Genomic DNA, 25,591 nt, shown 5'->3' with positions numbered 1-25,591 from the left:
GAAGACAAAACAGGGTCGGTCATGGTCTGGCTCGCAGTCGTGAAAAGGATAGGCCGGTGTGTCGGCACCATCTTAACCAAGGACCTGTACCGTGAGTCAATCCGAAATCGGCAGCTGCCCCATCCCCTTGAATTCCTGCAGCGAGAAACAGGTTCGCACCTGGCGCACGCCCGGCAGCCGGTGCAGCCTGGTCTGCAGCAGCGTGGAATAGTGGTCGAGGTCGCGAGCCACCACGAGGAGGATGAAGTCCTCGGGCCCGGAGATGCCATGCACCATCACCACTTCCGGGATGGCGATGACCGCGTTCTCGAACTCCACCGAACGCATCTCGTTCTGATGGTCGATCCCGATCATCACGAACGCCATCACGCCATAACCGAGCGCGCGCCGGTCCAGCCGCGCCTGGTAGCTGGCGATGACGCCGCAGTCCTCCAGCCGCTTGATGCGGCGCCAACAGGGGGATTGCGAAAGCTGAGCCATCTGCGCCAACTCACCTGTCGTGAGCCTGGCGTTGTTTTGCAACGCATCGAGCAGCTTTCGATCGGTCGAATCCATCTCTATTCGCATAAGTATTCCAAAATTTTTCAGCTTTAGGATAAACATGCCCCAATCCGTGCCATATAGGGTTAGCCATTACGGTTTTTGCCAATCCTCTGCATAGCATTGCATGCACTTCCGGCGCCGGGCTGACTTGCTCACATGGACTTGGGCCGGTCGGCGGCCATGCCACTTTCAAACAGGAGGAGACCACGTGACCACCAAATTCCAGGAAATTTCCAACCGCGAGCAAGGCTTGCAGAAGGAACTCAGCGGCGGCCAGATGGCCATGATCGCCATCGGCGGGGCGATCGGCACCGGCCTGTTCCTCGGCAGCGGCTTCGCCATCGGCCTGGCCGGACCGAGCGTGCTGGTCAGCTATGCTGTCGGCGGCATCATCGCGCTGCTGCTGATGGGCTGCCTGGCGGAGATGACGGTCGCGCACCCCACGTCGGGCTCGTTCGGCGCGTACGCCGAGCACTACATCGGCCCCTGGGCCGGCTTCCTCGTGCGCTACGCCTACTGGGCCTGCGTGGTGCTCGCGGTGGGCACCGAGGTCACCGCCGTCGGCGTGTACATGGCGTACTGGTTTCCGGGCTCGCCGCAGTGGCTCTGGGTGGTGCTGTTCTCGGCGGCGCTGATCCTGGTCAACGCGATGAGCGTGAAGGCCTTCGGTTTCGTCGAGTACTGGTTCTCGATGGTCAAGATCGTGGCCATCGTGGTCTTCATCCTGATCGGCGCCTATGTCGTGTTCGGCTCGCGGCCGGCCGGCGTCGGGCTGGACAACTACAACGTGCAGGGCGGCTTCTTCCCCAAGGGCCTGTGGGGCACCTGGGTGGCGGTGGTGGTGGCGATCTTCAGCTACATGAGCATCGAGACCATCGCCGTGGCCGCTGGCGAGGCCAAGGACCCGGAACGCGCCGTGACCGGTGCCTTTCGCGCCACGATGCTGCGCCTGGTGATCTTCTATCTCGCGTCGATCGCGTTGATGCTGGCCATCGTGCCCTGGAACGCCACCAACGCCGACAAGAGCCCGTTCGTGAAGGTGATGGAGATCATCGGCATCCCGGGCGCAGCCGCGGTGATCAACTTCGTGGTGTTGATCGCCGCGCTGTCGGCCATGAACAGCCTGCTCTACATCGCCACCCGCATGATGTTCAGCTTGTCGCGCGCCGGCCATGCGCCCCAGCGCTTCGGCCGCATCCGCGCCAATGGCGTTCCGCTCGACGCCCTCGCCATCTCGTGCGTGGGCATCGCCATCGCCACCACGCTGAGCGTGGTGGCGCCCGAACAGTCGTTCGCCATGATGATGGCGATTTCGATGTTCGGCGGCATGTTCACCTGGTTCATGATTTTCGTGACACACTGGTTCTTCCGCCGCACCTGGGTGCGGGAACGCCAGCCGCGGCTGAGCTTTCGCATGTGGGGTTTTCCGTGGTTGACGCTGCTGGGCGCGACGCTGATGCTCGCGGCCCTGGTCACCACCTATTTCACGCCGATGTTCAAGATGACGCTGGTCGTGGGGATCCCGTTCCTGATCGCGCTGCTGGCGGTATACCTCGTCTGGTACCGGCCACTGCCGGCAAGCGCGTCCCTGCATGCGCGGCCTCGCTGAGAAGCCGCTTCGTCACCCCAGCCCCATGGCCTGCGCCACCGTCTCCTTCATGATCTCGTTGGTGCCCCCCTGCATGCGCTGCACGCGTGCATCGGCATGGGCGCGGGCAATCGGGTAGTCCCACAGGCAACCGTAGCCGCCGAACAGCTGGGCGCAGGCATCCATCACCTTGCATTGCAGGTCGGTGCTCCAATACTTCGCCATGCTCGCGCTCGGGAGGTCGAGCCGGTCGTGCAAGACGAGCTCGATGCAGCGGTCCACGAACACCTGGGCCACCTGGACCTCGGTCTGCAGCGCGGCCAGCGTGTGGCGGGTGTTCTGGAAACTGGCCACGGGCTGGCCGAACACGTTGCGCACCAGCACGTAGTCCACCGTCCACTCGATCGCCGCCTGCGCCGAGGCACAGGCGGCGATGGCGATCTGCAGCCGCTCCCACGGCTGCTGCGCCGTCACACAGGCATGGCCGCGGTTCAACAGCGCGGGGCCGCCCAGCAACTGAGTTGCGGGCAGGCGCAGGTTGTCGAAGAAGAGTTCCGCCATGTCCTGCGCCTTCATGCCGAGCTTCCTGAGTCGGCGGCCCGTGCTGAATCCCGCCATGCCGCGTTCGACAAGAAACAGGCTGATCCCCTCGGCGCCCGCGGCCGGATCGGTCTTGGCGGCCACGATCACCAGGTCCGCATGCCAGCCGTTGGTGACGAAGGTCTTGCTGCCATTGAGCACGAAGCTGCCGTCCGCCTGTGCCATGGCGGTGGCCTGGATCGCTGCCAGGTCGGAACCCGCGCCCGGCTCGGTGATGGCGAACGCGCCCACCATGTCGCCGAAGGCCAGCCTGGGCAGGTAGTTCTGCTTCTGCGCGACCGTCCCGTGACGCAGCAGATAAGGTGCGACCGTCTCGCTGTGCATGCCGTAACCGATGCCGGAGAAGCCGCCGCGCGCGAGTTCCTCCAGTTGCACGACGGCATGCAGTTTGTCGGCGCCGGTGCCGCCGTAGGTCTCGGGCATGCCGGTGCACAGGAAATTTTCGTCCCCGGCCTTGTGCCAGACCACACGGTCCACATGGCCCTGCTCTTCCCAATCGGCATGGAAGGGCGCAATCTCGCGCTCGATGAAGCGGCGAAACCGGTCTCGAAAAATCTCATGCTCGGCAGTGAACAGGGTGCGTTCGATCATTGGCGTTTCAGTGGCGGGCCGACTGGCGGATTCGCCCCGAGACTAGCGCCGGCGGGCGGCGGTGTTCTGTAAATACTGCCGCGCGCCGCCTTCGGATCTCCATCAAATGCATGATGGTCCACATGGCGCGCCGCGCACTTGCCAAGCCGCGCCGGATCCCCGAGCATCGCAGGATGAGCACATCCGACAATTCACTTGTACTGCGCGACCCCGGGCCGGGCGACATCGGCTGGGTGGTGCAACAACATGGCGAGATCTACGCCCGCGAATACGGCTGGAACAGCGAATTCGAAGCGCTGGTGGCCGAGATCGCCGCGAAGTTCCTGCGCAGGTTCCAGCCCGAATGGGAAAGGTGCTGGATCGCCGAGCACCACGGCCGCCGCGTCGGTGCCGTGTTCGTCGCGCGCAAGAGCGCCACGGTGGCGCAGTTGCGCATGCTGATCCTCGCACCAGAAGCGCGCGGCCTGGGGCTGGGCAGCCGCCTCAGCGACACCGCCATCGACTTCGCACGCGCCAAGGGTTACCGCAAGATGGTGCTGTGGACCAACAGCTGCCTTACCGCGGCCCGCGCCATCTACGCCCGACGCGGCTTCGTGCTCACCGCCAGCGAGGCCTACCGAGGCTTCGGGCAGGACCTGGTCGGCGAAACCTGGGAACTCCAGCTCAGGCGCTGAAACCGGGCCATCGCGATAATGGCCGCATGCCATCCTCGCCGCAGCCCGCCCTCGCCCGCCCCAGGTCCCCGACCGACCTCTTCGTCTCTTTCACCTGGCTGGCGCTGCAGGGCTTCGGTGGCGTGCTGGCGGTGGTGCAGCGTGAACTGGTGGAAAAGAAGCGCTGGATGACCCGGGAGGAATTCATCGAGGACTGGGCCGTGGCCCAGATCATGCCGGGGCCGAATGTGGTCAACCTCTCGATCATGCTGGGCGACCGGTACTTCGGCTGGCGCGGCGCCGCCGCGGCGCTGGCGGGTATGTTGACCCTGCCGCTGCTGGTGGTGCTCACCCTGGCGCTGGCCTATGCGCGTTTTGCCGGCGAGCCGGCCGTGGTGGGGGCGTTGCGCGGCATGGGCGCGGTGGCCGCCGGGCTGATCGTCGCCACCGGGCTCAAGCTCGTCGTGGCGCTCAAGACCAATCCGCTCGGGCCGCTGCTGTGTACGGTGCTCGGCGCGGCCTGCTTCGTCGCCATCGCCTGGCTGCGCTGGCCATTGCTGCCCGTGTTGCTGGTGCTCGGCGGCCTGGCCTGCACGCTCGCCTACCGGCGCCTGCCGCAGCTCAAACCCGCCGAACCGCAGGCGCCGAAGCCATGACGCCGGTGCTACACCTGGCCATGGGCTGGGCGGACTGGCTGAACCTGTTCGCCCACTTCCTCATGCTGTCGCTGCTGGCCGTGGGCGGCGCCATCACCGCCGCGCCGGAGATGCACCGCTTCCTGGTGGACCACAACCACTGGCTCACCGACACCCAGTTCAACGCCTCCATCGCCATCGCCCAGGCCGCGCCCGGGCCGAACGTGCTGTTCATCGCGTTGATGGGCTGGAACGTGGGCCTGAACGCTGGCGGCGGCCTGTGGACTGCCTTGCTCGGCATGGCCGCCACCATGCTCGGCATTCTGCTGCCCAGCTCCCTCGTCACCTGGCTCGCCGCGCGCTGGGGCCACCGCAACCGGCATCTGCGCAGCGTGCGGGCGTTCAAGCAGGGTATGGCGCCGATCGTCGTGGCGTTGCTGATTGCCACCGGCTGGGTGCTGGCCACCGTGCACCATGGCGACGTGCCTGCATGGCCCCTGTGGCTGGTGACCCTGGTCTCCGCCCTGGTGGTATGGCGTACCCGGCTGCACCTGCTCTGGCTTCTGGGCGCCGGCGCGCTGCTCGGGGCCTTCGGCCTGGTCTGAGCCCCCATCTCCGTAAAGCCCCCACGCGAACCCGAGAATTTCGGGGACACGCTCCAATACGGCTTGATTAGCGTCCGACACGCCGCAAATTCAAGCGTTTTCCTGACACCTAGACGCAACAATTTCATCTACCGCTCGGAACAGTGCGCGTCCAAAGTACTCAAATCGGTTTGACAGAGAAAGGAGTTCCGGTTTTGCTAGCTTCATTTGGATGGATGATTTTCCTACTCATCGGCATTGCGATCGTGGGCCTGGCGGCCTACGCCGAAATCGGCCGGCGCAAGCGCGCGGCGGCCGAACGGCGTGCGGCCTGGAAGGCGCACGAGGACTGGCTGCGCCGCAGCGGCTACAAGCCGCCGCCGGCGGACGACGGCCCGCGCATGGGCCATCGCTGAACCGCGTCCTCAGTCGAAGTTCAACAGCACCTTCATCGCCTGCGACCGGTCCGCCGCCAGCGCGAACGCCCGGGCCGAGTCCCGGTACGACAACGTGGCCGAGATCAGCGGCTTCACATCCACCAATCCCTTGTTCAGGAACTCAACGGCCATCGCGAATTCCTCATGGAAGCGGAACGCCCCCCGTAAGTCGAATTCCTTGGCGACGATCATGTTGATCGGCAGCGTCATGTCGCCGCCCAAGCCCACCTGCAGGATGATGCCGCGCGGCCGCACGGCCTCCATCGCGCCGCGCAGGGCGCGCTCGTTGCCGCTGGCTTCGAACAACACGTCGAACGTGCCTTTGTCGGCGGTGAAGCGCTTCAGGCCTTCGGGCTCCTCGGCGACGTTGACGACTTCGTCGGCACCGACCTTCAAGGCCTTGCCCAGCGTGTGGCTGCTCACGTCGGTGGCCACGATGTGGGCCGCGCCGGCACGGCGCGCGGCAATGATGACGAGCGCACCGATCGGCCCGCAGCCCGTGACCAGCACCTTCTTGCCGACCAGCGGGCCGGCGCGGCGCACGGCGTGCAGGGCCACCGACAGCGGCTCGGCCATGGCGCCCTCGCCGTCGCTCACGCTGTCAGCCAGCTTGTGCGCCTGGTGCGTCTCGACCACGATTTCCTGGCGGAAGGCGCCCTGCACGTGCGGGTTGCGCATGGCGCTGCCGTAGTAACGCATGTCCAGGCAGTGGTTCTGCAGGCCTTCCTGGCAGTATTTGCACAGGCCGCAGGGCCGGCTCGGGCTGACCGCGATGCGTTCGCCGGCCGTGAAGCCGGTGACACCCGCGCCCACCGCGTCGATGACGCCGGCGACTTCATGGCCGAGCACCATTGGCTCCTGGATGCGGATGGTGCCGAAGCCGCCATGCTGGTAGTAGTGCAGGTCGGAGCCGCAGATGCCGCCGCAGCGCACGCGCACGCGCAGCTGGCCGGCGCCGAGTTCGGCCGTGGGAAAGGTTTCGACGCGCAGGTCGCCGGGGGCGTGGATGACGAGAGCTTCCATGGGAGATGTCCTTTTCAGAGTGTGGCCGTCACGCCGCCATCGACGTACAGGATGTGGCCATTGACGAAGTTGGAGGCGTCGCTGCAGAGGAACACCGCCGCGCCGCACAGGTCCTCCACGTCACCCCAGCGGCGCGAAGGCGTGCGGTTGACGAGCCACTGGGTGAACTCGGCGTTCTTTACCAGGGCGTCGGTCAGTTCGGTCTTGAAATAGCCGGGACCCAGGCCGTTGACCTGGATGCCGTGCTGGCCCCAGTCGATGGCCATGCCCTTGGTGAGCATCTTCACCGCGCCCTTGCTCGCGGTGTAGGGCGCGATGCCGGGGCGGCCGAGTTCGCTCTGTACCGAGCAGATGTTGACGATCTTGCCGCGCCCGCGCGGAATCATGCATCGCGCCACGGCCTGGCCGACGAGGAACACGCTGTCCACGTTGGTCTTCATCAGTTCATGCCACTGCGCTTCCTGGAACTGGTCGAGCGGGCCGCGGCGCTGCATGCCGGCGTTGTTCACCAGGATGTCGATCGGCGCGATGTCCTGCTCGATGCGCGCGATGGCCTGCGTCACGGCCGCGCCGTCGGTCACGTCGAAAGCCGCCGTGTGCACCGTCGCACCTTCGCCGCGCAACGTGGCCGCCGCCGCTTCCAGCTTGTCGGCGCTGCGTGCGTTGAGCACGATGGACGCGCCGGCCTGCGCCAGTCCACGTGCCAGCGCGAAGCCGATGCCCGCGCTGGAGCCGGTGATGAGCGCCGTGCGCCCGGTGAGGTCGAATTTTTGGATGAATGCATTCATGGGAAAGCCAGCTCCGAAGGTGAAAAAACCAGGGGTGCGCCAGTCGGCGCGGTCGATTGAAGCCAATGCGCGACAGCCCTTGCCTGCTCGGGCTGGGGCAGCATGGCCGAGACGCGAAAGACGCCCTCCTCGCCCACGGGCGACTCCAGCGCCATGAACTGGCTGGCGACCAACCTCGGGTTGAAAAAATGGTCTTTGCGCGCGGCCAGCCGCCGCGTCGCTTCTTCCAGGTCCAGTTCGATGAACACGATACGCAGCCCTGGCACGGCAGCCCGCAGGCGGTCGCGGTAGCTTTTCTTCAGGGCGGAACAGGTCAGCACCGCCGGGCCGGTGGACGCGGCCAGGAGCGCGCCGAGCACGCCGAGCCAGGGCAGGCGGTCCGCGTCCTCGAGCGCGATGCCGCGCCGCATCTTGTCCACGTTCGCGGCGGGATGGTGGTCGTCGCCTTCGATCAGCGAGGCACCCAGGCCTTGCGCGAGCCGCGCGGCCAGGGTGGACTTGCCGCAGCCGGAGACGCCCATCACCAGCAGCTGGCGGGCGTTCAAAGTTTCAGGTGCCATGTCATTTCAGAACTTCAGGATTCACCGGCGTGAGCGGCTTGCCGGCCTGCGGACCGAAGCCGAGCGCGGCGATCAGGTTGTCGATGGCCAGCGCGGCCATGGCGCGTCGCGTGCGCACCGAGGCGCTGCCGATGTGGGCCGTGAGCACGGTGTTCGGCGCCGTCCGCAACTCGGGATGCACTTTCGGCTCTCCCTCGAACACGTCGAGCCCCGCAGCCGCGATGGTGCCCGCGCGCAGAGCGGCAGCCAGCGCCGCGTCGTCCACGATGCCGCCACGCGCAATGTTGGTGAGCGTGGCCGTGGGCTTCATCATCGCCAGCTCGGCCGCGCCGATCGTGTGGTGCGCGGCCGGCGAATAGGGCAGCACCAGCACCAGGTGATCGGCTTCGCGCAGCAGCGTCTGTTTGTCGACGTATTGCGCGCCGGATTCGGCTTCCTGCGCCGCGTCGAGCCGCGAGCGGTTGTGGTAGACCACGCGCATGCCGAAGCCGAGCGCGCCGCGGCGCGCGATGCCGCGGCCGATACGGCCCATGCCGAGGATGCCAAGCGTGGCGCCCTGGATGTCGCCGCCGACGAAATGGTCGTGGATGCCGGTCTTGGTCCAGGCGCCGGTGCGCACGAAGCGGTCGGATTCGGCGATGCGCCGGGCCGTGGCCATCATCAGCGCGAAGCCGTAGTCGGCCGTGGTGTCGGTCAACACGTCGGGCGTGTTGGTCACCACCACGCCGCGCGCGGTGCAGGCGGCCACATCGATGTTGTTGTAGCCCACGCCGACGTTGCACACGGCCTTGAGACCGGGGCAGGCGTCGAGCAGCGCGGCGTCGATGCGTTCGCTGCCGGTGCTCATCACGCCGGACTTGCCCTGCAGTCGGGCGATGAGTTCAACCGGGCTCCAGATCGTGTCTTCGGGATTGTCGGTGACGTCGAAGTGCTGGCGCAGGCGGTCGGCGATGTCGGGAAAGGTGGCGCGGGTGGCCAGGACGGAAGCTCGCATGGTTTCAGCTCAAAAGTTCAGTTGTTGCAGCGCGCTTCGAGCGCGTCGATGAAGCTGCGGTCCCAGCGGCCCTCGCGCATGGCCTGCATGGTTTTCTCTTCGGCAACGAGCACGGCGCGCGCCTTCTCGATGAGCCGTTCGGCATCTTCGGGCACGATGGCCAGCAGGCCATCCTGGTCGCCGACCACGATGTCGCCGGGGTTCACCACCAGGCCGCCGACGGCGATCGGCACGTTGATCTCGCCCGGGCCATCCTTGTACGGGCCACGGTGCGTCACGCCGCGCGCGTACACCGGGAAGTCGCGTTCTCGGATCTCGGCCACGTCGCGGATCGCACCGTCGATGACGATGCCGGCCAGGCCGATCTTGGCGGCGTAGAAGGACAGGATGCCGCCGACCACGGCGTTGTTCAGGTCGCCCTGCGCATCCACCACCAGCACGTCGCCGGGGCGGCAGAACTCCAACGCGCGCAGGTAGGTCAGGTTGTCGCCGCCGCGCGAACGCGCCGTGACGGCCGTGCCGGCCATGCTCTGCTTGCCCGCACGGTGGTACGGATGCAGGTTCGAGCTGCCGATGTTGCGGTGCATGTTGTCGCTGATGGCCGCAGTAGGCAGGTCACGCAGGGCGTCCAGGATCTTGGCGTCGATCTGCGGGGCCGACGCGTTCTTGCGCAGGGCTTTGTATTCCATGGGAGGCTTTCTGGTTGAGGGGCTGCGGGGCGCGGCGATGGTTGGGGGGGTGGATTCGCAGCGTCAGGTCGCGGTGATGCCAAGGTCGCGAATCAGCTGGCCGAAGGCCTTGTGGTCGGCCCGCGCGCGGTCGGCCAGGGCGGCCACGCTCAACGGCGATGGCTCCAGACCCGCGGCACGCAGCCTGGCGGCCATCTCCGGGGCGGACATGATCCGGTTCACCAGGCCGTTGATCTGCGCCACGACGTCCGGCGGTGTCTTCGAGGAGACGACCACCGTATGCCAGCTGCGCAGCTCCCAGTTCTTCAGCCCCAGTTCCTCGGAGGTGGGCACGTCGGGCAACTTGCTCCAGCGCTGGGTGCCCATCACCGCCACGGCCTTGAGCTTGCCCGCGAGCACGCTGTCGGCGCTTTCGGGGCCGAAGATCATGTCGATGTCGCCGGCCAATGCCGCCTGCAACGCCGCCGTGCCGCCCTTGTAGGGGACGTGCACGATGTCGATGCCCAGGCGCCGCTTCAGGTATTCACCCGAGAGGTGGTTGCCCGAGCCGATGCCGCCCGAGCCGAAGTTGAGCTTGCCGGGATGCGCCTTGGCGTAGGTGACGAGTTCGGCGAAGGACTTGACCGGCACCCTGGGACTGACCACCAGCGGCAAGAACGCATCGCCGAGCAGCGCCGCAGGCACCAGATCGGCCAGCGGGTCGTACTTGACCTTGTTGATGAACGGAATGACGCCGAAGAAGCCGTTGGTCGCTCCCAGCACGGTGTAGCCGTCGGCCGGCGCGCGCAGCAGCGTGTCGACCGAGATCGAGCCACCCGCGCCGAGCTTGTAGTCGACCAGCATGTTCTTGCCCGTCGCGCGCATCACGCCGTCGCCGAGCATGCGCGCCACCTGGTCGCTGAGGCCACCCGCGGCATAGGGCACGAAGTAGGTGATCATCTGCGCAGGATAAGCCTCGGCGGCCTGGGCGCCGCGCAGGCCGCCGAGGCCGGCACAGGCCAGCGAGGCCGTGGTGCCGAGAAAGCGGCGTCGGTTGGTTGGAAGAGGCATGGGCTTTGCTCCAGGTTCAGGCCGCGGCGCGGCCCCTCGGGATGGTCGGCGCATCGGCGCAGAGGAAGCTCGACCTTGGATGTCGCTGCGAGTCACTCTTTCTTCGCTTCCGATGAACTACGATGGGCGGATTGGCGTTTGGATAGCGCTATCCAAGGACAGCGCTATCCTAAATCCACGCTCCACGTTTTTTATCAGGGTTTGTCCTCGGTCTATGGGTTCTTTCGTTCGAAGTCGGGCCAGTGGCCGCATCACGCTCAATGAAGTGGCACTGGCCGCAGGCGTCAGCCCGATCACGGCCTCGCGCGCCTTGCGCGGCGAGCGCCGCGTGGCCAGCGAGCTGGTGGCGCAGGTGCGGGCCGCGGCGGAGCGGCTGGGCTATGTGCCAGACCCGGCCGCACGCGCGCTGGCGTCCAGCCGCAGTTCCAACGTGGCGGTGCTGATTCCGCTGCTCACCAACACCCTTTTTGTCGACCTGCTGGAATCCGTGCACAACACGCTCGCACAGGCCGGCTTCCAGACCCTGATCGGCGTGACCCACTACGACCCCGGCCAGGAGGAAAGCCTGCTGCGCAGCTACATGGCGCACCGGCCGGCCGGCTTGCTGGTCAGCGGCTTCGACCGCACGCCGGGCAGCCGGCAACTCATCGCCCAGAGCGGCATCCCCTGTGTCCACCTGATGGAGATCGGCCAGGATCCGGACGTCTACGCCGTCGGGCTGGACCAGCAGGCCGCCGGCCGGACCATGACCGAACACCTGATCGCGCGCGGCCGCAGGCGCATCGCCTTCGTGGCGGCGCAGATGGACACGCGCATGTTGCAGCGCCTGGCCGGCTACCGCGAGGCGCTGCAGGCCGCGGGCCTGTACGACGACAAGCTGGAAAACCTGCACGGCGAGCGCTCGTCGATCGCCCTGGGACGCTACCTGTTCGAGGAAACGCTGGGCCGACATCCGGACGTGGACGCCATGTTCTTCTGCAACGACGACCTGGCGCAAGGCGGCCTGCTGGCGGCGCTGCGCCTGGGCGTGGCCGTGCCGGGCCGGGTCGCGGTGGGTGGCTTCAACGACCTGGCCGGGAGTGCGCAGATGCTGCCGCCGCTCACCACGATCCGCACCGCGCGCGGCGAGATCGGCACACGCGCGGCCACCATGCTGCTGCGGCTGATGCGCGGCGAATCCGTGGACCAGCCCTGCGAGAACCTCGGCTACGAATTGGTCGTGCGCGGGAGTACTTGATGCCCCTCGATGCGCGCGGCGGCCCCTGGGGTGCATAGGTTCAGCCCGCCAGCGCCGCGACGGCGCGCCCGATGCGCTTGCAGCCTTCTTCGATGGTCTCGACGGCCGTTGCGATCGACATGCGGAAGTAAGGCGCGACGCCGTAGGACGAACCCGGGATCATCGCCACGCCTTCGGCGTCCAGCAGGTACAGGATCACATCCACATCGGTGTCGAGCCGCTGGCCTGCCGGCGTGGTCCTGCCGATCAGGCCGCTGCAATTCACGAACAGGTAGAACGCGCCGCCGGGCGTGCGGCAACTCAGGCCGGGGATGTCGTTGATCATGGCCAGCGCGCGGTCGCGGCGCTCGCGGTAGACGGCCACGAAGCCCTTCAGGAAGCTGTGATCGCCCTGCAGCGCGGCCAGCGCGGCGGCCTGGCTGATGGTGCAGGCATTGCTGGTGGACTGCGACTGCAGTGTCTCCATGGCGCCGATCAGGTCGGCCGGACCGGCCGCGTAGCCGATGCGCCAGCCGGTCATGGCGTAGGTCTTGGAGACGCCGTTGATCACCACCGAGCGCTCCCGCAACTGCGGCGCGATCGCCACGATGTGCGGCAGCGCTTCGCCGTCGAAGCGGATGTGTTCGTAGATGTCGTCCGTCATCAGCAGCACCTGCGGATGGCGCAGCAGCACGTCGGCCAGGGCACGCAGGTCGGCGGCGCTGTAGGCCGCGCCGGTCGGGTTGGTCGGCGAATTCAGCAGCAGCCAGCGGGTCCTGGGCGTGATGGCCGCCTGCAGCACGGCGGCGGTGAGGCGGAAGCCGTCGTCTTCATCGCAGGCCACCACCACCGGCGTGCCGTCGCAGGCCAGGACCATGTCCGGGTACGACACCCAGTAAGGCGCGGGAATGATCACCTCGTCGCCCGGCTCCAGCGTGGCCGACAGGGCGTTGAAGATCGCATGCTTCGCGCCGCAGGTCACCACCACTTCGTTCGGCTTGTAGGCCAGCCCGTTCTCGCGCAGCAGCTTGTCGCAGATGGCCTGGCGCAACGCGGGTGTGCCGGCCGACATGGTGTAGCGCGTCTCGCCGCGCTCGATGGCGGCGCAGGCAGCCTGGCGGATGTGTGCCGGCGTGTCGAAATCCGGCTCGCCGACCACGAGGTTGACGATGTCGCGGCCCTGGCGGCGCAGTTCGTTGGCGCGGTCGGCCGCGGCGCTGCTGGGAGACGGCTTGATGCGGCGCACGCGGGCTGCGATGCGGGAGTCGGCGGGGGAACGGGACACGGCATTTCCTTATGGCTGTGGGGTCGATGCCGCCATGGCGAATGGCCGGGCGACCGGGTGGACTGGCCCGAACATTACGCGTTGCGCTTGTGGAAAGCCAAGACAAGATCGCTCTGGAGATATAGGAAGAGCTTATGACCGGCGGTCGGCCTGATGTGGCGGGCCGCGTGCACCGGGTTAGCACCCTCGCCACCGCGGACGGCCCGGTGCTAGGCTCGCCTTTTGCTTGCCCTGTGCCGAATGAACCTGCGTCGCCTCAAATATTTCGTGAAGATCGTGGACATCGGCAGCCTCACGCAGGCCGCCCAGGTGCTGTTCATCGCCCAGCCGGCGCTGAGCCAGCAGTTGGCCACGCTCGAGGCCGAAGTCGGCCAGCAGTTGCTGGTGCGCACGCAGCGCGGCGTCACGCCCACCGAGGCCGGCAAGGCGCTGTACCGCCATGCGCAGATCATCCTGCGCCAATGCGACCAGGCCATGAGCGACATGGCAGCCGCCAGCCAAGGCCTTTCGGGCCAGGTGTCGGTCGGCATGGCGCCGGGCACCGCGGCCACCACGCTGGCGCTGCCACTGCTGCGCCGCGTGCGCGCCCGCCATCCCGGCGTGCTGCTCTACCTCAACGAGAACTACGGCACCACGCTGAGCGAACTCATCATGAACGGGCGCATGGACCTGGCCGTGCTCTATGGCGACAAGGCCATCCACGGCCTGAAGTTCCTGCCGCTGGTGAAGGAGGAGCTGTACCTGGTCGGCCCGGACAGCGAGCCGAGGCCCGGCGAGAACATCCGCCTGGAGGACCTGCGCGACGTGCAACTCCTGCTGCCGCGGCCCTACAACATCGTGCGCAAGCTCGTGAACGAAGCCTTCGTTCGCGCGGGCATGACGCCGCGCGTGGTGGCCGAGGTGGAATCGGCCATCACGCTCACCGCGGCCATCGCCGACGGCCTGGGCTCGACCATCCTGCCGGCCTCGATGGCGCGCGGCTTCGTGGCCTCGGGCCACGCCTGGCAAAGCCGCATCGTCGAGCCGGTGATCGAGGCGCCGCTGGCGCTGTGCCAGTCGGACCACCTGCCGCTGTCAGAGCCGGCACAGGCGGTGCGCGAGATCCTGCTCGAACTCGTCGACGACCTGCTCGTCGGCGGCGGAACGGGCCTGTCGGTCGCCGATGCCCCGGTCCTGCTCACCACCCCATAAGCCCCCCATAAGACACACTTATCCCGGCAAAGCCAAACGGTCTTGGCGTCCCGCGCCGTCTCTCGGTAACTTAACGGCATTGAACATGCTGATGCACAGCGTGTGAACGCCGCCCCGCGGGGCAGGAACACGAGATGAATCTGACCGAGATCAAGGCGCTGATCGACACGATGGCCGCGTCGGACCTGAGCGAGATGGAACTCACGCAGGGCGACACCCAATTGCGTCTGGTGCGGCGCAAGGCAACGCCCGCGAGCGCTGCGCAAGCCGCCTGCTCCGCACCGGCCGTCCGCCCGGCCATGCCATCCACGCCGCGCGCAGCGCGCCAGGCTGAGGCCAGTGCATCACCGGCCAGCGCAGAGATCACCGCCCCGCTGTACGGCGTGGTGCACTGGAAACCGTCGCCCGACGCCGCCCCTTTCGTGGCGACGGGCCAATCCATCAAGGCCGGCCAGGTCGTGTGTGTGGTCGAGGCCATGAAGGTCTTCAACGAGGTACGCGCCGAGGCCGACGCCACCGTGCTGGCCCTGCTCGTGGAACCGGGCGCCGAGGTCGAAGCCGGTCAACCGCTGTTGCGCCTGGGTTGAGCATGTTCGACACCGTCCTCATTGCCAACCGCGGCGAGATCGCCTTGCGCATCCAGCGCGCCTGCCGCGGCCTCGGCCTGCGCACCGTCGCGGTGTATTCCGAGGCCGACCGCGAGGCGACCTACGTCGCGCAGGCCGACCAGGCCCTGTGCATCGGCCCGGCCGCGCCCACGCAAAGCTACCTGAACCAGGCCGCCGTGCTCTACGCCGCCAAAGTCAGCGGCGCGCAGGCCATCCATCCGGGCTACGGCTTCCTGTCGGAGAACGCCGGCTTCGCCGCACGCGTGGAAGCCGCGGGCCTGCACTTCATCGGACCGACGTCGGAATGCATACGCACCATGGGCGACAAGGTGGCGGCCAAGCGGGCGATGCGCGCCGCGGGCGTGCCCTGCGTGCCCGGCCCCGACGGCTCGCTGCCCGAAGACCACGACGCGATCCTCGGCATCGCGCGCGACATCGGCTACCCGGTGATGGTCAAGGCGGCCGGCGGCGGCGGCGGGCGCGGCATGCGCATCGTGCAGGCCGAAGCCGAGCTGCTCGACGCGATGGCACTGACGCGCGAGGAAGCGCGCCGCGCTTTCGGCAACCCCGAGGTCTATATCGAGAAGTTCCTCGGCCATCCGCGCCACGTGGAGATCCAGGTGCTGTGCGACCGCCACGGCCATGCACTGTGGCTCGGCAGCCGCGACTGCTCGCTGCAACGGCGCCACCAGAAGGTGCTGGAAGAAGCACCCGCACCAGGCATCGACCCGGTGCTGCTGGCCAAGGTGGGCGCGCGTTGCGCCGAGGCCTGCCGGCAGATCGGCTACGTGGGCGTGGGCACCTTCGAGTTCCTCTTCGAAGACGGCGAATTCTTCTTCATCGAGATGAACACCCGACTGCAGGTCGAACACACGGTGACCGAGATGACCACCGGCATCGACATCGTGCAGCAGCAGATCCGCATGGCGCGCGGTGAACCCCTCGCGCTCACGCAGGACCAGGTCGGCTGTTTCGGCCATGCGCTCGAATGCCGCATCAACGCAGAGAATCCCGAGACCTTCGCGCCCGCGCCGGGCCGCATCACGGCCTGGCAGCCGCCCGGCGGCTTCGGGGTGCGTGTCGATTCACACGTGCACGCCGGCTACCGCGTGCCACCCTACTACGACTCGATGATCGCCAAGCTCATCGTGCACGGCAGCTCGCGCGAGGACGCGCTGGCCCGCATGCGCCTGGCCCTGGCCGAGATGCATGTGGAGGGCATCGCCACCAACGTGCCGCTGCACCGCGCGATCGTCGAGGACGCCGGCTTCCAGCAGGGCGGCGTGGACATCCACCACCTCGAACGCTGGCTGCAACAACGCGCCAGTGCACACACCGCCAAAGCGGAGCGCGCATGAACGACGGCACCCCTCACCTCACCCTGCTCGGCACCACCGCGCTGCTGTTCGAAGCGCCCGGCGCCCTGGACCTGGCACCGCAGCAACGCATCTGGGCGATGGCGCAGGCCCTGCAGTCCCTGCCCGAGGTGCGCGAAGCCGTGCCGGGCATGAACAACCTGATGCTGACCTTCGCCCGACCGCCGCGCGACCTGCCCGCGCTAAAAGTTTTCGAAGCCCGCGTGCTGCAGGCCTGGAGCGACACCCAGCCCCTGCCGCTGCAGGGCCGTGTCGTCGAGTTGCCCGTGGTGTATGGCGGCGCCGGCGGCCCTCACCTGGCCGACGTGGTGGCGCACACGGGTCTGAGCATCGACGCGGTGGTCGAGCTGCATGCCGCGCCGCTGTATCCGGTGTATGCGCTCGGCAGCCATCCGGGCTACTGCTACCTCGGCGGCATGGATGCGCGCATCGCCACGCCACGGCGCGCCGTGCCCATCGTCAACCTGCCGGGCGGCTCGGTGTCGATCGGCGGCGTGCAGACCGGCGTGTCGGCATCGGCCGGCCCGAGCGGCTGGAACACCATCGGCAGCACGACCATGGACTTCTTCAACCCGGCAGCGGACCCGCCGGCCGTGCTGCAGCCGGGCGACTGCGTGCGCTTTCGCGTTCAGGACATCATCCGATGATCGAGATCCTTTCCTCCACCGCACTGGCCACCGTGCAGGACGCGGGCCGCCTGGGCAGCCTGCGCTTCGGCGTGGGCACCGCGGGTGCGATGGACCAGCTGGCACTGACCGTCGGCAACCTGCTGCTCGGCAATCCCGAAGGCGCGGCCGCGCTCGAGATCCCGGTCTATCCTTTCCAGGTGCGCTTCACCGAAGACTGCGCCTTCGCCCTCACCGGCGCCGACGGCCAGGCCAGGCTCGACGGGCAGGCCATCGCACCCTGGTGGGTCGGCCAGGCGCGCCAGGGCCAGGTGCTGACGATCGGGCTCCCCGTTCCCAACTCCGGCAGCAGGGCCTACCTGGCCCTGTGTGGCGGCATCGATGTGCCCGAAGTGCTGGCCTCGCGCAGCACGCAGTTGCGCGGTGCGTTCGGCGGCCTCGACGGCCGTGCCGTGCGGCAGGGCGATGTGCTGCGCGCGGCAAGGCCCGGTGCGCAGCCGGCGGTGGATTTCGGCGTGGTGCCGCCGGCCATCGGCCTGCCGCTGACCCGCGATGGCCTGCCTGCGATGCGCGTGCTGCCGGCGGCCGAATACGCCTGCTTCAAGGAAGCATCGCGCGCCGCCTTCTGGGCCGGCGAATGGAAGATCACGGCACAGAGCGACCGCTACGGCTACCGGCTGCAGGGCACGCCGCTGGAGCCGATCGCGCACATGGAGATCCGCTCGCACGGCATCGTGCCCGGTGTGATCCAGGTGCCGTCCGGCGGCCAGCCCATCGTGCAGATGCGCGACGCGCAGCCTTCGGGCGGCTACCCCAAGTTCGGCACGGTGATCGAGGCCGACCTGTGGCGCCTGGGCCAGGCGGCGATCGGCAGCCGCGTGCGCTTCGTCGAGACGACCTACGAGGAGGCCGTGGCCGCGCAGGGCGAGGTGCAGGCCTGGCTGGACGAGGCGCGCCGGATGATCGAGTTGCAGCGCTGGGCGCAGCAAAGGAAATGAACATGCAGACCGAGGACATCCGCCAACTGGCCGAATGGCTGGCCGCCACCGACATCGACTTCCTGGAACTGCGCGGCCCGGATGCCGAGGTACGGATTCACCGTGACGGCGCCGCGCCGGACGACACCGTGCGGGCGCCCGGGCCGGATGCGGGGAATCCGGCGAATCCGGTGACTTCGGCGGCCGAGCCCGTCACCGTGCTGGCGCCGTCCCTGGGCGTGCTGCGCGATCGCCCGCCTGGCCGCGCCGCGCCGCTGTGTGCCGCCGGCGCGGCCGTGCAGGCCGGCAGCCTCGTGGCCTTGCTGCAGGTCGGCCCGCTGCTGTTGCCGGTGCGCGCGCCCGCAGGCGGCTGGGCCGGCGAATGGCGCGTGCCGCCCGGCAGCACCGTGGGCTATGGCACGCCTCTGCTGGACATCTTCGTCGAGCCTTCGGCCGACGCGACCTGAGGAGCCTTGGATGGACATCGACCTGAACGCAGACCTCGGCGAAGGCTTCGGCCCCTGGCGCATGGGGGACGACGAAGCGCTGCTGAAGATCATCTCTTCGGCCAACATCGCCTGCGGCTTCCATGCCGGCGACCCGGTCATCATGGACCGCACGGTGAAGCTGGCCGCCACGCGCGGCATCGACATCGACATCGGCGCCCATGTCGGCTTTCCGGACCTGCTGGGCTTCGGCCGCCGCCCGATGCAGGTCGATACTAAGGAACTCGCCAGCTACGTGGTCTACCAGCTCGGCGCCCTCGCCGGCATCGCCCAGGCCAATGGCCGGCGCATGACCCACATGAGCTTTCACGGCGCGCTCGGCAACATGGCCGCAGCCGACGCCGCATTGGCCATGGTGCTGGTCGAGGCCGTGGCCCGCTTCGATGCGGGGCTGATCATCAGCTCTTCGGCCAGCCAGGCGATCGAGCGCGCGGGCGACCACCACGGCCTGCGCGTGGCCGGCAGTTTCCTGGCCGACCGCGCCTGCGACGACGAAGGCCTGCTCGTTCCGCGCGGCATGCCCGACGCGGTGATCCACGACAGCGCAGCCGTGCTGGCGCGCGTCACGCAGCTGCTGGACGACGGTACGGTCACGGCCTACAGCGGCCGCAGGATCCCGATGCGCGCGAGCTCGATCCTGCTGCACGGCGACACGCCGGGCGCTGTCGCGCTGGCCACCGCGGTGCGCGAGCGCATCGAGGCGGTGGGCGGGCGCATCGTACCGATCTCGCGGCAGGTGCCATGAACGCAGCACCATCTTGGCGTTTGGACGCCCGGTCATGCACCGTCGCGGAGCGACATAAGGGCAGCTTATCGCCTCACAGCCAATCCGTCTTGGCGCTCCCGTCGCAGCGTCGATAAAGTGGGTTCATCGGCGGCGGATCCAGCACCAAAACGCAGAAATCCGCCCCGCCTCCAACCAGAAGAAAGAAACAGACATGCCTTTTTCCGATTACAAGACAGCCCTCGTGACCGGCGCCTCCTCGGGCATCGGCGCCGCCACCGTCGAGCGCCTGTGTGCCGAAGGCCTGCAGGTACACGCCCTGGCGCGCAGCGCCGGCAAGCTTGCCGAACTCTCGGCGCGCACGGGCTGCATCGTCCATGCGATCGACGTGAGCGACCTGGCCAGCGTGACGCGGCTGACGAAGGAGATCGATTTCGACGTGGTGGTCAACAACGCCGGTGTGGACCGGCCCGGCTCCATCCTCAAGGCCGACGAGGAAGGCATCGACCTGCTGGTGGACGTGAACCTGCGCGCGGTGCTGCACATCTGCCGCCTCACCCTGCCCGGCATGGTGGCGCGCGACCGCGGCCACATCGTCAACATCAGTTCGATTGCCGCCGCCTACAACTTCGGCGGCAACAGCACCTACCATGCCACCAAGGCCGCGGTCAGCATGCTGTCGCGCCAGTTGCGCATCGACGCCTACGGCAAGCGCGTGCGCGTCACCGAGATCTGCCCCGGCCGCGTGGCCACCGACATCTTCGCCCACGTGCATGGTGACAGCGCCGAGGTGCGCGAACGTTTCGTCGACGGTTTCGAGCTGCCGCAGGCCGAGGACATCGCCAACGCCATCGCCTTCGCAATCTCCGCGCCGATCGCCGTGAACGTCGGCCACATGGAGATCACGCCGACCCTGCAGGTGCCCGGCGGCCTGTCGACGATGCGGCCCGAGCATCCGCAGGCCTGAAGCCCCGCCCCCGCCCGCCCACGCAAAGCCGCGCATGAAAGACTTCGACCTGCTGACCATCCTGATGAATGGCGAATTCAGCGCCATGCTGCTCAAGGGGATCCGCATGACGCTGCAGATCGCCGCGGGCTCGTGGCTGCTGGCCATGTCGCTCGCGCTGGTGCTGCTGGTCGTGCGGCTCACGCCGAGTGTCATCGCGCAGCGGGCCGTGGCGGCCTATGTGTCCTACCACCGCAACGTGCCGACGCTGGTGCAACTGATGCTGTGGTACTTCGGCATCTCCAGCCTCCTGCCCGACGACCTGCAGGCCTGGCTGTCGGAACACAACGGCGAGGCGCTGTTCGCCATCATCGCGCTCGGCCTGTGCCAGGCGGCCTATTTCAGCGAGGACCTGCGCTCCGGCCTGCGTTCCATTCCCGATGGCCAGACCGAGGCCGCGCGGGCGCTGGGCCACAGCTACCTGAGCTCGATGCGCCACGTGATCCTGCCGCAGGCCGTGCGCAACGCCGTGCCGGCCCTGGTGAACCACAGTGTGTCGCTGTTCAAGAACAGCAGCCTGGCCATGGCCATCGGTGTCGCCGAACTCACGCATGCGGTGAAGGAAATCGAAAGCCAGAGCTTCCGCACCTTCGAGGCTTACCTCGTGGCCACCGTGCTGTACCTCGGCTTCTCGCTTTTGATCATGGCCGCGGGCGCCTGGCTGTCCAAGCGCTACAGCATCGCCGGCGCCCGATAGGCCACGGGCAAGACCACCATGATCGACCTCTACGACATCCTGCGCGACAACTGGCTGCTGCTGCTCGTCGGCCAGTACCCGAACGGCCCGATGGGCGGCATCGTCTGCACGCTGGTGCTGTCGGTGCTGGGCATCGCGCTGGCGTTCCCGCTCAGCGTGCTGATGGCGCTGGCCCGCCTTTCGCCCTGGCGCGTGCTGCGCTGGCCCACCACGGCCCTGGTGTACGTCGTGCGCGGCGTGCCGCTCCTGATGGTGATCCTGTGGGTGTATTTCCTGGTGCCGCTGCTCATCGGGCGCAATGTCTCGGGCTTCACCACCATGCTGTGCACGCTGGTGATCTACGAAGGCGCCTACCTGTCGGAGGTAGTGCGTGCCGGCATTCAGGCGCTGCCGCGCGGTCAGCTCGAGGCCGCGCGGGCACTGGGCAACAGCTACCTGGGCGCGATGTGGAGCGTGATCCTGCCGCAGGCGCTGTACAACATGCTGCCCAGCCTCTTGAGCCAGTTCGTCTCGGCGGTGAAGGAAACCACGCTGGGTTATGTCATCAACGTGCAGGAGCTCACCTTCGCCGCGAACCAGATCAACAACCAGTTGCTGACCAAGCCCTTCCACGTGTTCTTCATCCTGGCGGTCACGTATTACGTGGTCTGCTACAGCCTGACCCAGCTCGCGCAATGGCTCGAGCGGCGGGTGACGAAGAAGCGCCAGGGCCAGCTCGGCACCGCACCGGCCACGCTGCCGTCCACCGCCGCCACGGCCGAAACCTGAACCGCCCGGACCCGGAGACCCCATGATCTGCTTCAACGAAATCAACAAATGGTACGGCAGCTATCACGCGCTGATCGACATCAACGCCGAGGTCAGGAAAGGCGAAGTGGTGGTGGTCTGCGGGCCCTCGGGCTCGGGCAAATCCACCCTCATCCGCACCGTGAATCGCCTGGAAGAGGTGAAGTCGGGCCAGTTGCTGTTCGACGGCAACGACATCCATGCGCCGATGAGCAGCATGGCGCTGAACAAGCTGCGCAGCCGCATCGGCTTCGTGTTCCAGAGCTTCAACCTGTTCCCGCACCTGTCGGTGCTGGAGAACATCATGATGTCGCCGATGCGCGTGCGCGGCGTCAACCGCACGGATGCCAAGGCCAAGGCGCAGCAGCTGCTCGACCGCGTGGGCCTGGCCGCCAAGGCCGGCGCCTACCCCGCGCAGTTGTCGGGCGGCCAGCAGCAGCGCGTGGCCATCGCCCGTGCCCTGGCCATGGAGCCGCCGGCCATGCTGTTCGACGAACCCACGAGTGCGCTCGACCCGGAGATGGTCGGCGAGGTGCTGTCGGTGATGCGCAGCCTGGCCAACGACGGCATGACCATGATGTGCGTCACCCACGAGATGAACTTCGCGCGCGAGGTGGCCGACCAGATCTGGTTCATGGACGCGGGCCGCATCCTCGAGACGGCCACGCCGCAGGCATTCTTCAGCAACCCGCAGCATCCGCGCGCCAAACGTTTTCTGTCCGACCTGCGGGCGCATTGAGCGCCCATCCATCCCCCAGCTTTCACCCCCAGTTTTTCACCCCAGGAGTCCCCCATGTCCAACGCCTCTCGTCTTTCACGCACGGCGGCCGTCGCCGGCCTGCTCGCCCTCAGCTTCGCGGCCCAGGCCGACCAGTGGCAGGACATGGTCCAGCGCAAGGAACTCAAGTGCGGCACCTTTGCCGACGTGCCGCCGTTCGCAGCGCCCGATCCCAAGACACGCGAGATGGTCGGCTTCGACGTCGACATGTGCAACGCCATCGCCAAGCAACTCGGCCTGGTGGCAAAGATCACGCCGCTGTCGGTCGAGGCGCGTGTGCCGGAAGTGAAGATGGGCCGCGTCGACCTGACGGTGGCCAACCTCGCCTACACCAAGAGCCGTGGCGAGCAGATCCAGTTCAGCGACCCGTACTACATCGCCAAGGAAATGCTGGCGGTGAAGGCCAGCGACCCGGGCACGACCAAGGCCGACTACAAGGGCAAGCGGCTGAGTTCGACCAAGGGCTCGACTTCTGAGCTGTCGATCAAGATGAACGGCTCCGAGCCCGTCACCTTCCAGGACACCGGCTCGGCCTACATGGCCGTGCAGCAGAACAAGTCGGTCGGCATGGTCGCCAACACCATGACCATCACCAAACTCGTCAACCAGTCGAAGACCTCCGGCACCGAGCTGAAGATGATCAAGGACCCGATGGTGTTCCAGCCCATCGGCGTGGGCATGAAAAAGGACGAACCCGTGCTGCTGGCCAAGGTCAATGCCGCGCTCATGGCCATGGACAAGGCCGGCGAGATCGACGCCATCTGGGCCAAGTGGATCGGCCCGAACACCGAATTCAAGCTGGTGCGCGAAGAAAAGGTCACGCCCCTGGCCGACCTGAAGTTCGAACTCCTGCCCTGACGCGCCCGGGCCGGTGGTGGCTCAGGCGGCCGTGTAGCCCTCGGCCTGCTCCACTTCGGTTGGCTTGTAGATCTTGTGGGCCGCGGCCGGCCCGGTCACGTCGGTCACCACCAGCAGCTTCCACAGCGGTTCACGTGTCGAGCATTTGAGCTCCTGCTGGCTCAGGCTGAAGTTCGGCCCCTTGGGCGTCGTCCCTTTCACCGCGACCCTGAGCAGTTTGGCGCCCTTGGCATTCGTCACCTCGATGTCGTAACCGAGGTTCTGGCTGCGCACGTCCTCGGGCTTGTAGCCGTAGCCCGCGAAGTGTTTGGTCACGTAGGCCATGGCGGCGGCCTGCAACTCTTCCGGCGAGAAGATCCTCGATGCGTTCGGGTCCGGCGCCACCGGCTCCGGAATGCCGCAGCGCGCGCGTGCTTCCTGCACCTGTGCGTCGCTCGGCACAAAGCCGCGCGGGCCGCGCACGAGCACGGCGAACTGCTGCTCGGCGTCCCAGGCGGCCACATGCCATTCCTCGGGATCGCGCACGCGGGTCGACACCTTGGCGTTCTTGTCGCTCTCCACATCGGCGATGGCCACGCGGTTGGTCTGCAGCACGGCCCTGAAGCCCCGCTCCTCCTTCAACGTGCGCTTGAGCAGGGCGAGGCGGTCGATGGCCTTCTGCACCTGGTTCGGCGCGCGCGGACGGCCGTCCGGCCGCTGCTGCGTGTCGAGCGAGTCGAGGCAGAACCAGCGACCGCCATCACCCAGGCTCACGCGTTCGGCCCAGACGGTGGCGATGACGATGTCGCCCGTGGCCAGCCAGGCGTGGTCGTAGGCCTTTTCGCGCGCATCGAACACCCCCATCTTGGCCACGATGTCAACTGGGCTCAGCCGCGGTCCGGACAGGCGCTCCTCGTTGAGGACTGCGAGTACCTGGGGGTTGACTTCCGATTCCATGCGGGGGCTTTGTAGCGAGTTGGGGGGACGGCAGTATGCCACGCGGTGATCGTCCAAGGCGCGGTGCAGCGCTGGCCGCTCCACGCGGCAGTGGAGCGACGCAAGCCAGGTCGCCCGAGCGGCTCGCGTGTCAGTTGCGGCTGTAGGTCAACACGAAGAACCGGTCGGGGAAGAACGTGTTGGCGTAGTAAGGCGACACGCTGGTGGTGATCTTCTTCGAATAGTCGGCGCTGCCTTCGGCGGTCACGGCGTAGATTTTCTTGCTCTTGGCATCCATCGCCATGGTGCGCACCCCCGCCTGCGTGCCCAAGGCTTCCAAAGGCCTGTAGGTGTTCGCATCGACCTGTTCGAATACATTCATCACGCTGTTCACGCCATTGGCAAGGAACACGCGCTTGAGTTCGGCGTCGAACACCACGTCGTCGTTGCCGCCGCCGATCTCGGCGCTGTAGAGCACGGCACCGCTGTCGGCGTCCATGACAGCGAAAGTGGGCTTCGCCGTGGCGCTGCCGCGGCAGCCCAGGAAGATGCGGCGGTTCGCCGCGTCGAGCGCCAGCCCGTTGGTCTGAACGCAGCCGGGCGTGGGCCACCGGGCCGTGACCTTCATGTCCTTGGTGTCGATGCGATAGACCGCGTTTTCATCGCGCGCCGCGAGGAACAGGTTGCCCTTGCCGTCGGCTTGCGCATGTTCGGGCTTCTTGCTGGTGATCTTGATGGTGCCGAGCGTCTTGAGCGAAGGCGCTTCCAGTACCAGTAGTTCGGTGCCATCCTTGCCCGCCGCCATGTTGACCACCAGGCGGCGCGTCGCAGGATCATAGTGCGCGGAGTCGAGCTCATCGCCCAGCTTGATGGAGGGAGCGGCTTCCAGGGTGGACAGCTTGAACGGCGTGATGGTGCCGTTCTCGTTGTAGGAAATACCGAGATCGAGATCGTCCATGATTGCTGCGCCGTTCGAACTCTCCGCGGCTGTCGTCCCGATGACAGCGATGGCCTTGCGGCTCGCGATGTCGTAGACCTGCAGGCCGCTGCCGCGACGTCCGATGAACAGATGGCCGCGCGCGGCATCGAGCGAGACATAGTCCCACGCCGATCCCGGGCCTGCGATGGCGCTGGCGTTTTCCAGGTGCCAGCCATCGAAGGCGGATGCGGGCAAGGCTGCGCCGGCCAGCATGACGGCAACGGCCGTGGCGGTACCGGCGGCGGAGAGGGTGTTTTGAAAGGTCATGGCTTGTCTCGGTCCTGTTTTGTTGAAAGCTGTCGTCCGCCGCGCGCTCGGCCAACGACAG

General features: G+C 67.4%; 28 protein-coding genes and 1 pseudogene. 18 read left to right on the top strand and 11 right to left on the bottom strand.

Going from position 1 to position 25,591, the window contains the following annotated elements:
- Positions 1 to 96: 96 nt before the first annotated feature.
- Positions 97 to 567 carry an Lrp/AsnC family transcriptional regulator gene (locus tag RD110_RS09780; RefSeq protein ID WP_076198969.1) on the bottom strand — a complete coding sequence of 157 codons (471 nt, stop codon included), beginning with the start codon at positions 565 to 567 and terminating at the stop codon, positions 97 to 99.
- Positions 568 to 751: 184 nt separating this feature from the next.
- Between RD110_RS09780 and RD110_RS09775 the strand changes: the two genes are divergently transcribed.
- Positions 752 to 2,152 (top strand): amino acid permease, encoded by a 1,401-nt coding sequence (locus tag RD110_RS09775; protein WP_076198967.1) that lies wholly within the window; start codon positions 752 to 754, stop codon positions 2,150 to 2,152.
- A 12-nt stretch (positions 2,153 to 2,164) separates the two neighbouring features.
- On the opposite strand, the gene RD110_RS09770 is transcribed toward RD110_RS09775, so the two are convergent.
- Positions 2,165 to 3,322 (bottom strand): acyl-CoA dehydrogenase family protein, encoded by a 1,158-nt coding sequence (locus RD110_RS09770; protein WP_076198965.1) that lies wholly within the window; start codon positions 3,320 to 3,322, stop codon positions 2,165 to 2,167.
- Between the two features lie 197 nt (positions 3,323 to 3,519).
- Here RD110_RS09770 and RD110_RS09765 point away from each other — a divergent pair.
- From RD110_RS09765 to RD110_RS09750, 4 genes and pseudogenes are all read left to right on the top strand, one after another.
- Positions 3,520 to 3,996: pseudogene (locus RD110_RS09765) on the top strand (GNAT family N-acetyltransferase); the annotation flags it as partial.
- 26 nt (positions 3,997 to 4,022) lie between these two features.
- The gene (locus RD110_RS09760; RefSeq protein ID WP_076198963.1) at positions 4,023 to 4,631 is read left to right on the top strand and encodes a chromate transporter; all 609 of its coding nucleotides are present in this window, start codon (positions 4,023 to 4,025) and stop codon (positions 4,629 to 4,631) included.
- Positions 4,628 to 5,215, top strand: coding sequence for a chromate transporter (locus tag RD110_RS09755; RefSeq protein WP_076198961.1), 588 nt, complete (start codon positions 4,628 to 4,630; stop codon positions 5,213 to 5,215). The genes RD110_RS09760 and RD110_RS09755 overlap by 4 nt, the downstream gene beginning before the upstream one ends.
- Positions 5,216 to 5,430: 215 nt before the next feature.
- The gene (locus RD110_RS09750; protein ID WP_076198959.1) at positions 5,431 to 5,610 is read left to right on the top strand and encodes a hypothetical protein; all 180 of its coding nucleotides are present in this window, start codon (positions 5,431 to 5,433) and stop codon (positions 5,608 to 5,610) included.
- Positions 5,611 to 5,619: 9 nt separating this feature from the next.
- On the opposite strand, the gene RD110_RS09745 is transcribed toward RD110_RS09750, so the two are convergent.
- From RD110_RS09745 to RD110_RS09720, 6 genes are all read right to left on the bottom strand, one after another.
- Positions 5,620 to 6,654: an L-idonate 5-dehydrogenase gene (locus RD110_RS09745; RefSeq protein WP_076198957.1), complete on the bottom strand. Its 1,035-nt coding sequence runs from the start codon at positions 6,652 to 6,654 to the stop codon at positions 5,620 to 5,622.
- 14 nt (positions 6,655 to 6,668) lie between these two features.
- The gene (locus RD110_RS09740) at positions 6,669 to 7,442 is read right to left on the bottom strand and encodes a glucose 1-dehydrogenase (protein ID WP_076198955.1); all 774 of its coding nucleotides are present in this window, start codon (positions 7,440 to 7,442) and stop codon (positions 6,669 to 6,671) included.
- Positions 7,439 to 8,002: a gluconokinase gene (locus RD110_RS09735; RefSeq protein WP_076198953.1), complete on the bottom strand. Its 564-nt coding sequence runs from the start codon at positions 8,000 to 8,002 to the stop codon at positions 7,439 to 7,441. Before RD110_RS09735 ends, RD110_RS09740 begins: the two co-directional genes overlap by 4 nt.
- 1 nt (position 8,003) lies before the next feature.
- Positions 8,004 to 8,996 carry a 2-hydroxyacid dehydrogenase gene (locus tag RD110_RS09730; protein ID WP_076198951.1) on the bottom strand — a complete coding sequence of 331 codons (993 nt, stop codon included), beginning with the start codon at positions 8,994 to 8,996 and terminating at the stop codon, positions 8,004 to 8,006.
- A gap of 17 nt (positions 8,997 to 9,013) precedes the next feature.
- Complete coding sequence (locus RD110_RS09725) at positions 9,014 to 9,685, bottom strand: RraA family protein (protein WP_076198950.1); 672 nt, start codon at positions 9,683 to 9,685, stop codon at positions 9,014 to 9,016.
- Positions 9,686 to 9,748: 63 nt separating this feature from the next.
- Positions 9,749 to 10,735, bottom strand: a complete 987-nt coding sequence (locus RD110_RS09720) for a Bug family tripartite tricarboxylate transporter substrate binding protein (protein ID WP_076198949.1) — start codon at positions 10,733 to 10,735, stop codon at positions 9,749 to 9,751.
- A gap of 214 nt (positions 10,736 to 10,949) precedes the next feature.
- On the opposite strand from RD110_RS09720, the gene gntR reads away from it, so the two are divergent.
- On the top strand, positions 10,950 to 11,972 hold the full coding sequence (gene gntR, locus RD110_RS09715; RefSeq protein WP_076198948.1) for an HTH-type transcriptional regulator GntR: 1,023 nt from the start codon (positions 10,950 to 10,952) through the stop codon (positions 11,970 to 11,972).
- A gap of 40 nt (positions 11,973 to 12,012) precedes the next feature.
- Here the strand turns inward: gntR and RD110_RS09710 are convergent, their stop codons facing one another.
- Entirely contained in the window at positions 12,013 to 13,236 is a 1,224-nt protein-coding gene (locus tag RD110_RS09710; protein ID WP_076198947.1) for an aspartate transaminase, read from the bottom strand.
- Between the two features lie 240 nt (positions 13,237 to 13,476).
- Here RD110_RS09710 and nac point away from each other — a divergent pair, with 240 nt between their 5' ends.
- The 12 genes from nac to RD110_RS09650 all read left to right on the top strand — a co-directional run bounded on the left by nac (position 13,477) and on the right by RD110_RS09650 (position 23,369).
- A complete protein-coding gene (gene nac, locus RD110_RS09705; protein WP_076198946.1) occupies positions 13,477 to 14,427 on the top strand; it encodes a nitrogen assimilation transcriptional regulator NAC in 951 nt (316 codons plus the stop codon).
- A 134-nt stretch (positions 14,428 to 14,561) separates the two neighbouring features.
- A complete protein-coding gene (gene accB / locus RD110_RS09700; RefSeq protein ID WP_076198945.1) occupies positions 14,562 to 15,014 on the top strand; it encodes an acetyl-CoA carboxylase biotin carboxyl carrier protein in 453 nt (150 codons plus the stop codon).
- A gap of 2 nt (positions 15,015 to 15,016) precedes the next feature.
- Positions 15,017 to 16,393: an acetyl-CoA carboxylase biotin carboxylase subunit gene (gene accC, locus RD110_RS09695; protein ID WP_076198944.1), complete on the top strand. Its 1,377-nt coding sequence runs from the start codon at positions 15,017 to 15,019 to the stop codon at positions 16,391 to 16,393.
- Complete coding sequence (gene pxpB / locus RD110_RS09690; RefSeq protein ID WP_076198943.1) at positions 16,390 to 17,058, top strand: 5-oxoprolinase subunit PxpB; 669 nt, start codon at positions 16,390 to 16,392, stop codon at positions 17,056 to 17,058. Before accC ends, pxpB begins: the two co-directional genes overlap by 4 nt.
- Complete coding sequence (locus RD110_RS09685) at positions 17,055 to 18,035, top strand: 5-oxoprolinase subunit C family protein (protein WP_076198942.1); 981 nt, start codon at positions 17,055 to 17,057, stop codon at positions 18,033 to 18,035. Before pxpB ends, RD110_RS09685 begins: the two co-directional genes overlap by 4 nt.
- Positions 18,036 to 18,037: 2 nt before the next feature.
- Entirely contained in the window at positions 18,038 to 18,481 is a 444-nt protein-coding gene (locus tag RD110_RS09680; RefSeq protein ID WP_076204730.1) for a hypothetical protein, read from the top strand.
- A gap of 10 nt (positions 18,482 to 18,491) precedes the next feature.
- Entirely contained in the window at positions 18,492 to 19,265 is a 774-nt protein-coding gene (locus RD110_RS09675; protein WP_076198941.1) for a LamB/YcsF family protein, read from the top strand.
- Between the two features lie 193 nt (positions 19,266 to 19,458).
- On the top strand, positions 19,459 to 20,211 hold the full coding sequence (locus tag RD110_RS09670; RefSeq protein WP_076198939.1) for an SDR family oxidoreductase: 753 nt from the start codon (positions 19,459 to 19,461) through the stop codon (positions 20,209 to 20,211).
- 34 nt (positions 20,212 to 20,245) lie between these two features.
- Positions 20,246 to 20,947, top strand: a complete 702-nt coding sequence (locus RD110_RS09665) for an amino acid ABC transporter permease (protein ID WP_076198937.1) — start codon at positions 20,246 to 20,248, stop codon at positions 20,945 to 20,947.
- Positions 20,948 to 20,965: 18 nt separating this feature from the next.
- Entirely contained in the window at positions 20,966 to 21,715 is a 750-nt protein-coding gene (locus tag RD110_RS09660; protein ID WP_076198935.1) for an amino acid ABC transporter permease, read from the top strand.
- A gap of 22 nt (positions 21,716 to 21,737) precedes the next feature.
- Positions 21,738 to 22,472, top strand: coding sequence for an amino acid ABC transporter ATP-binding protein (locus RD110_RS09655; protein WP_076198933.1), 735 nt, complete (start codon positions 21,738 to 21,740; stop codon positions 22,470 to 22,472).
- A gap of 54 nt (positions 22,473 to 22,526) precedes the next feature.
- Positions 22,527 to 23,369 (top strand): ABC transporter substrate-binding protein, encoded by an 843-nt coding sequence (locus RD110_RS09650; protein ID WP_076198931.1) that lies wholly within the window; start codon positions 22,527 to 22,529, stop codon positions 23,367 to 23,369.
- Positions 23,370 to 23,390: 21 nt separating this feature from the next.
- Here RD110_RS09650 and RD110_RS09645 read toward each other — a convergent pair whose 3' ends face one another.
- Both RD110_RS09645 and RD110_RS09640 read right to left on the bottom strand, forming a co-directional pair.
- Positions 23,391 to 24,305, bottom strand: coding sequence for a protein NO VEIN domain-containing protein (locus RD110_RS09645; RefSeq protein WP_076198929.1), 915 nt, complete (start codon positions 24,303 to 24,305; stop codon positions 23,391 to 23,393).
- 130 nt (positions 24,306 to 24,435) lie between these two features.
- The gene (locus tag RD110_RS09640; protein ID WP_083686181.1) at positions 24,436 to 25,530 is read right to left on the bottom strand and encodes a YncE family protein; all 1,095 of its coding nucleotides are present in this window, start codon (positions 25,528 to 25,530) and stop codon (positions 24,436 to 24,438) included.
- Positions 25,531 to 25,591: the final 61 nt, after the last annotated feature.

Source organism: Rhodoferax koreense, assembly GCF_001955695.1.
Taxonomy (GTDB): Bacteria; Pseudomonadota; Gammaproteobacteria; order Burkholderiales; family Burkholderiaceae_C; genus Rhodoferax_B; species Rhodoferax_B koreensis.
The sequence above is the reverse complement of the archived record's forward strand: the minus strand, read 5'-3'. Positions and strand labels throughout refer to the sequence as shown.

Coding starts and splice junctions, on each gene's coding strand:
- RD110_RS09725 (WP_076198950.1), bottom strand. CDS start 9,685: ATGGAATACAAAGCCCTGCGCAAGAACGCGTCGGCCCCGCAGATCGAC.
- RD110_RS09735 (WP_076198953.1), bottom strand. CDS start 8,002: ATGGCACCTGAAACTTTGAACGCCCGCCAGCTGCTGGTGATGGGCGTC.
- RD110_RS09680 (WP_076204730.1), top strand. CDS start 18,038: ATGCAGACCGAGGACATCCGCCAACTGGCCGAATGGCTGGCCGCCACC.
- RD110_RS09780 (WP_076198969.1), bottom strand. CDS start 567: ATGCGAATAGAGATGGATTCGACCGATCGAAAGCTGCTCGATGCGTTG.
- RD110_RS09640 (WP_083686181.1), bottom strand. CDS start 25,530: ATGACCTTTCAAAACACCCTCTCCGCCGCCGGTACCGCCACGGCCGTT.
- RD110_RS09750 (WP_076198959.1), top strand. CDS start 5,431: ATGATTTTCCTACTCATCGGCATTGCGATCGTGGGCCTGGCGGCCTAC.
- RD110_RS09770 (WP_076198965.1), bottom strand. CDS start 3,322: ATGATCGAACGCACCCTGTTCACTGCCGAGCATGAGATTTTTCGAGAC.
- gntR (WP_076198948.1), top strand. CDS start 10,950: ATGGGTTCTTTCGTTCGAAGTCGGGCCAGTGGCCGCATCACGCTCAAT.
- RD110_RS09670 (WP_076198939.1), top strand. CDS start 19,459: ATGCCTTTTTCCGATTACAAGACAGCCCTCGTGACCGGCGCCTCCTCG.
- RD110_RS09760 (WP_076198963.1), top strand. CDS start 4,023: ATGCCATCCTCGCCGCAGCCCGCCCTCGCCCGCCCCAGGTCCCCGACC.
- RD110_RS09655 (WP_076198933.1), top strand. CDS start 21,738: ATGATCTGCTTCAACGAAATCAACAAATGGTACGGCAGCTATCACGCG.
- RD110_RS09645 (WP_076198929.1), bottom strand. CDS start 24,305: ATGGAATCGGAAGTCAACCCCCAGGTACTCGCAGTCCTCAACGAGGAG.
- accC (WP_076198944.1), top strand. CDS start 15,017: ATGTTCGACACCGTCCTCATTGCCAACCGCGGCGAGATCGCCTTGCGC.
- RD110_RS09745 (WP_076198957.1), bottom strand. CDS start 6,654: ATGGAAGCTCTCGTCATCCACGCCCCCGGCGACCTGCGCGTCGAAACC.
- accB (WP_076198945.1), top strand. CDS start 14,562: ATGAATCTGACCGAGATCAAGGCGCTGATCGACACGATGGCCGCGTCG.
- pxpB (WP_076198943.1), top strand. CDS start 16,390: ATGAACGACGGCACCCCTCACCTCACCCTGCTCGGCACCACCGCGCTG.
- RD110_RS09675 (WP_076198941.1), top strand. CDS start 18,492: ATGGACATCGACCTGAACGCAGACCTCGGCGAAGGCTTCGGCCCCTGG.
- nac (WP_076198946.1), top strand. CDS start 13,477: ATGAACCTGCGTCGCCTCAAATATTTCGTGAAGATCGTGGACATCGGC.
- RD110_RS09685 (WP_076198942.1), top strand. CDS start 17,055: ATGATCGAGATCCTTTCCTCCACCGCACTGGCCACCGTGCAGGACGCG.
- RD110_RS09720 (WP_076198949.1), bottom strand. CDS start 10,735: ATGCCTCTTCCAACCAACCGACGCCGCTTTCTCGGCACCACGGCCTCG.
- RD110_RS09740 (WP_076198955.1), bottom strand. CDS start 7,442: ATGAATGCATTCATCCAAAAATTCGACCTCACCGGGCGCACGGCGCTC.
- RD110_RS09730 (WP_076198951.1), bottom strand. CDS start 8,996: ATGCGAGCTTCCGTCCTGGCCACCCGCGCCACCTTTCCCGACATCGCC.
- RD110_RS09650 (WP_076198931.1), top strand. CDS start 22,527: ATGTCCAACGCCTCTCGTCTTTCACGCACGGCGGCCGTCGCCGGCCTG.
- RD110_RS09665 (WP_076198937.1), top strand. CDS start 20,246: ATGAAAGACTTCGACCTGCTGACCATCCTGATGAATGGCGAATTCAGC.
- RD110_RS09755 (WP_076198961.1), top strand. CDS start 4,628: ATGACGCCGGTGCTACACCTGGCCATGGGCTGGGCGGACTGGCTGAAC.
- RD110_RS09660 (WP_076198935.1), top strand. CDS start 20,966: ATGATCGACCTCTACGACATCCTGCGCGACAACTGGCTGCTGCTGCTC.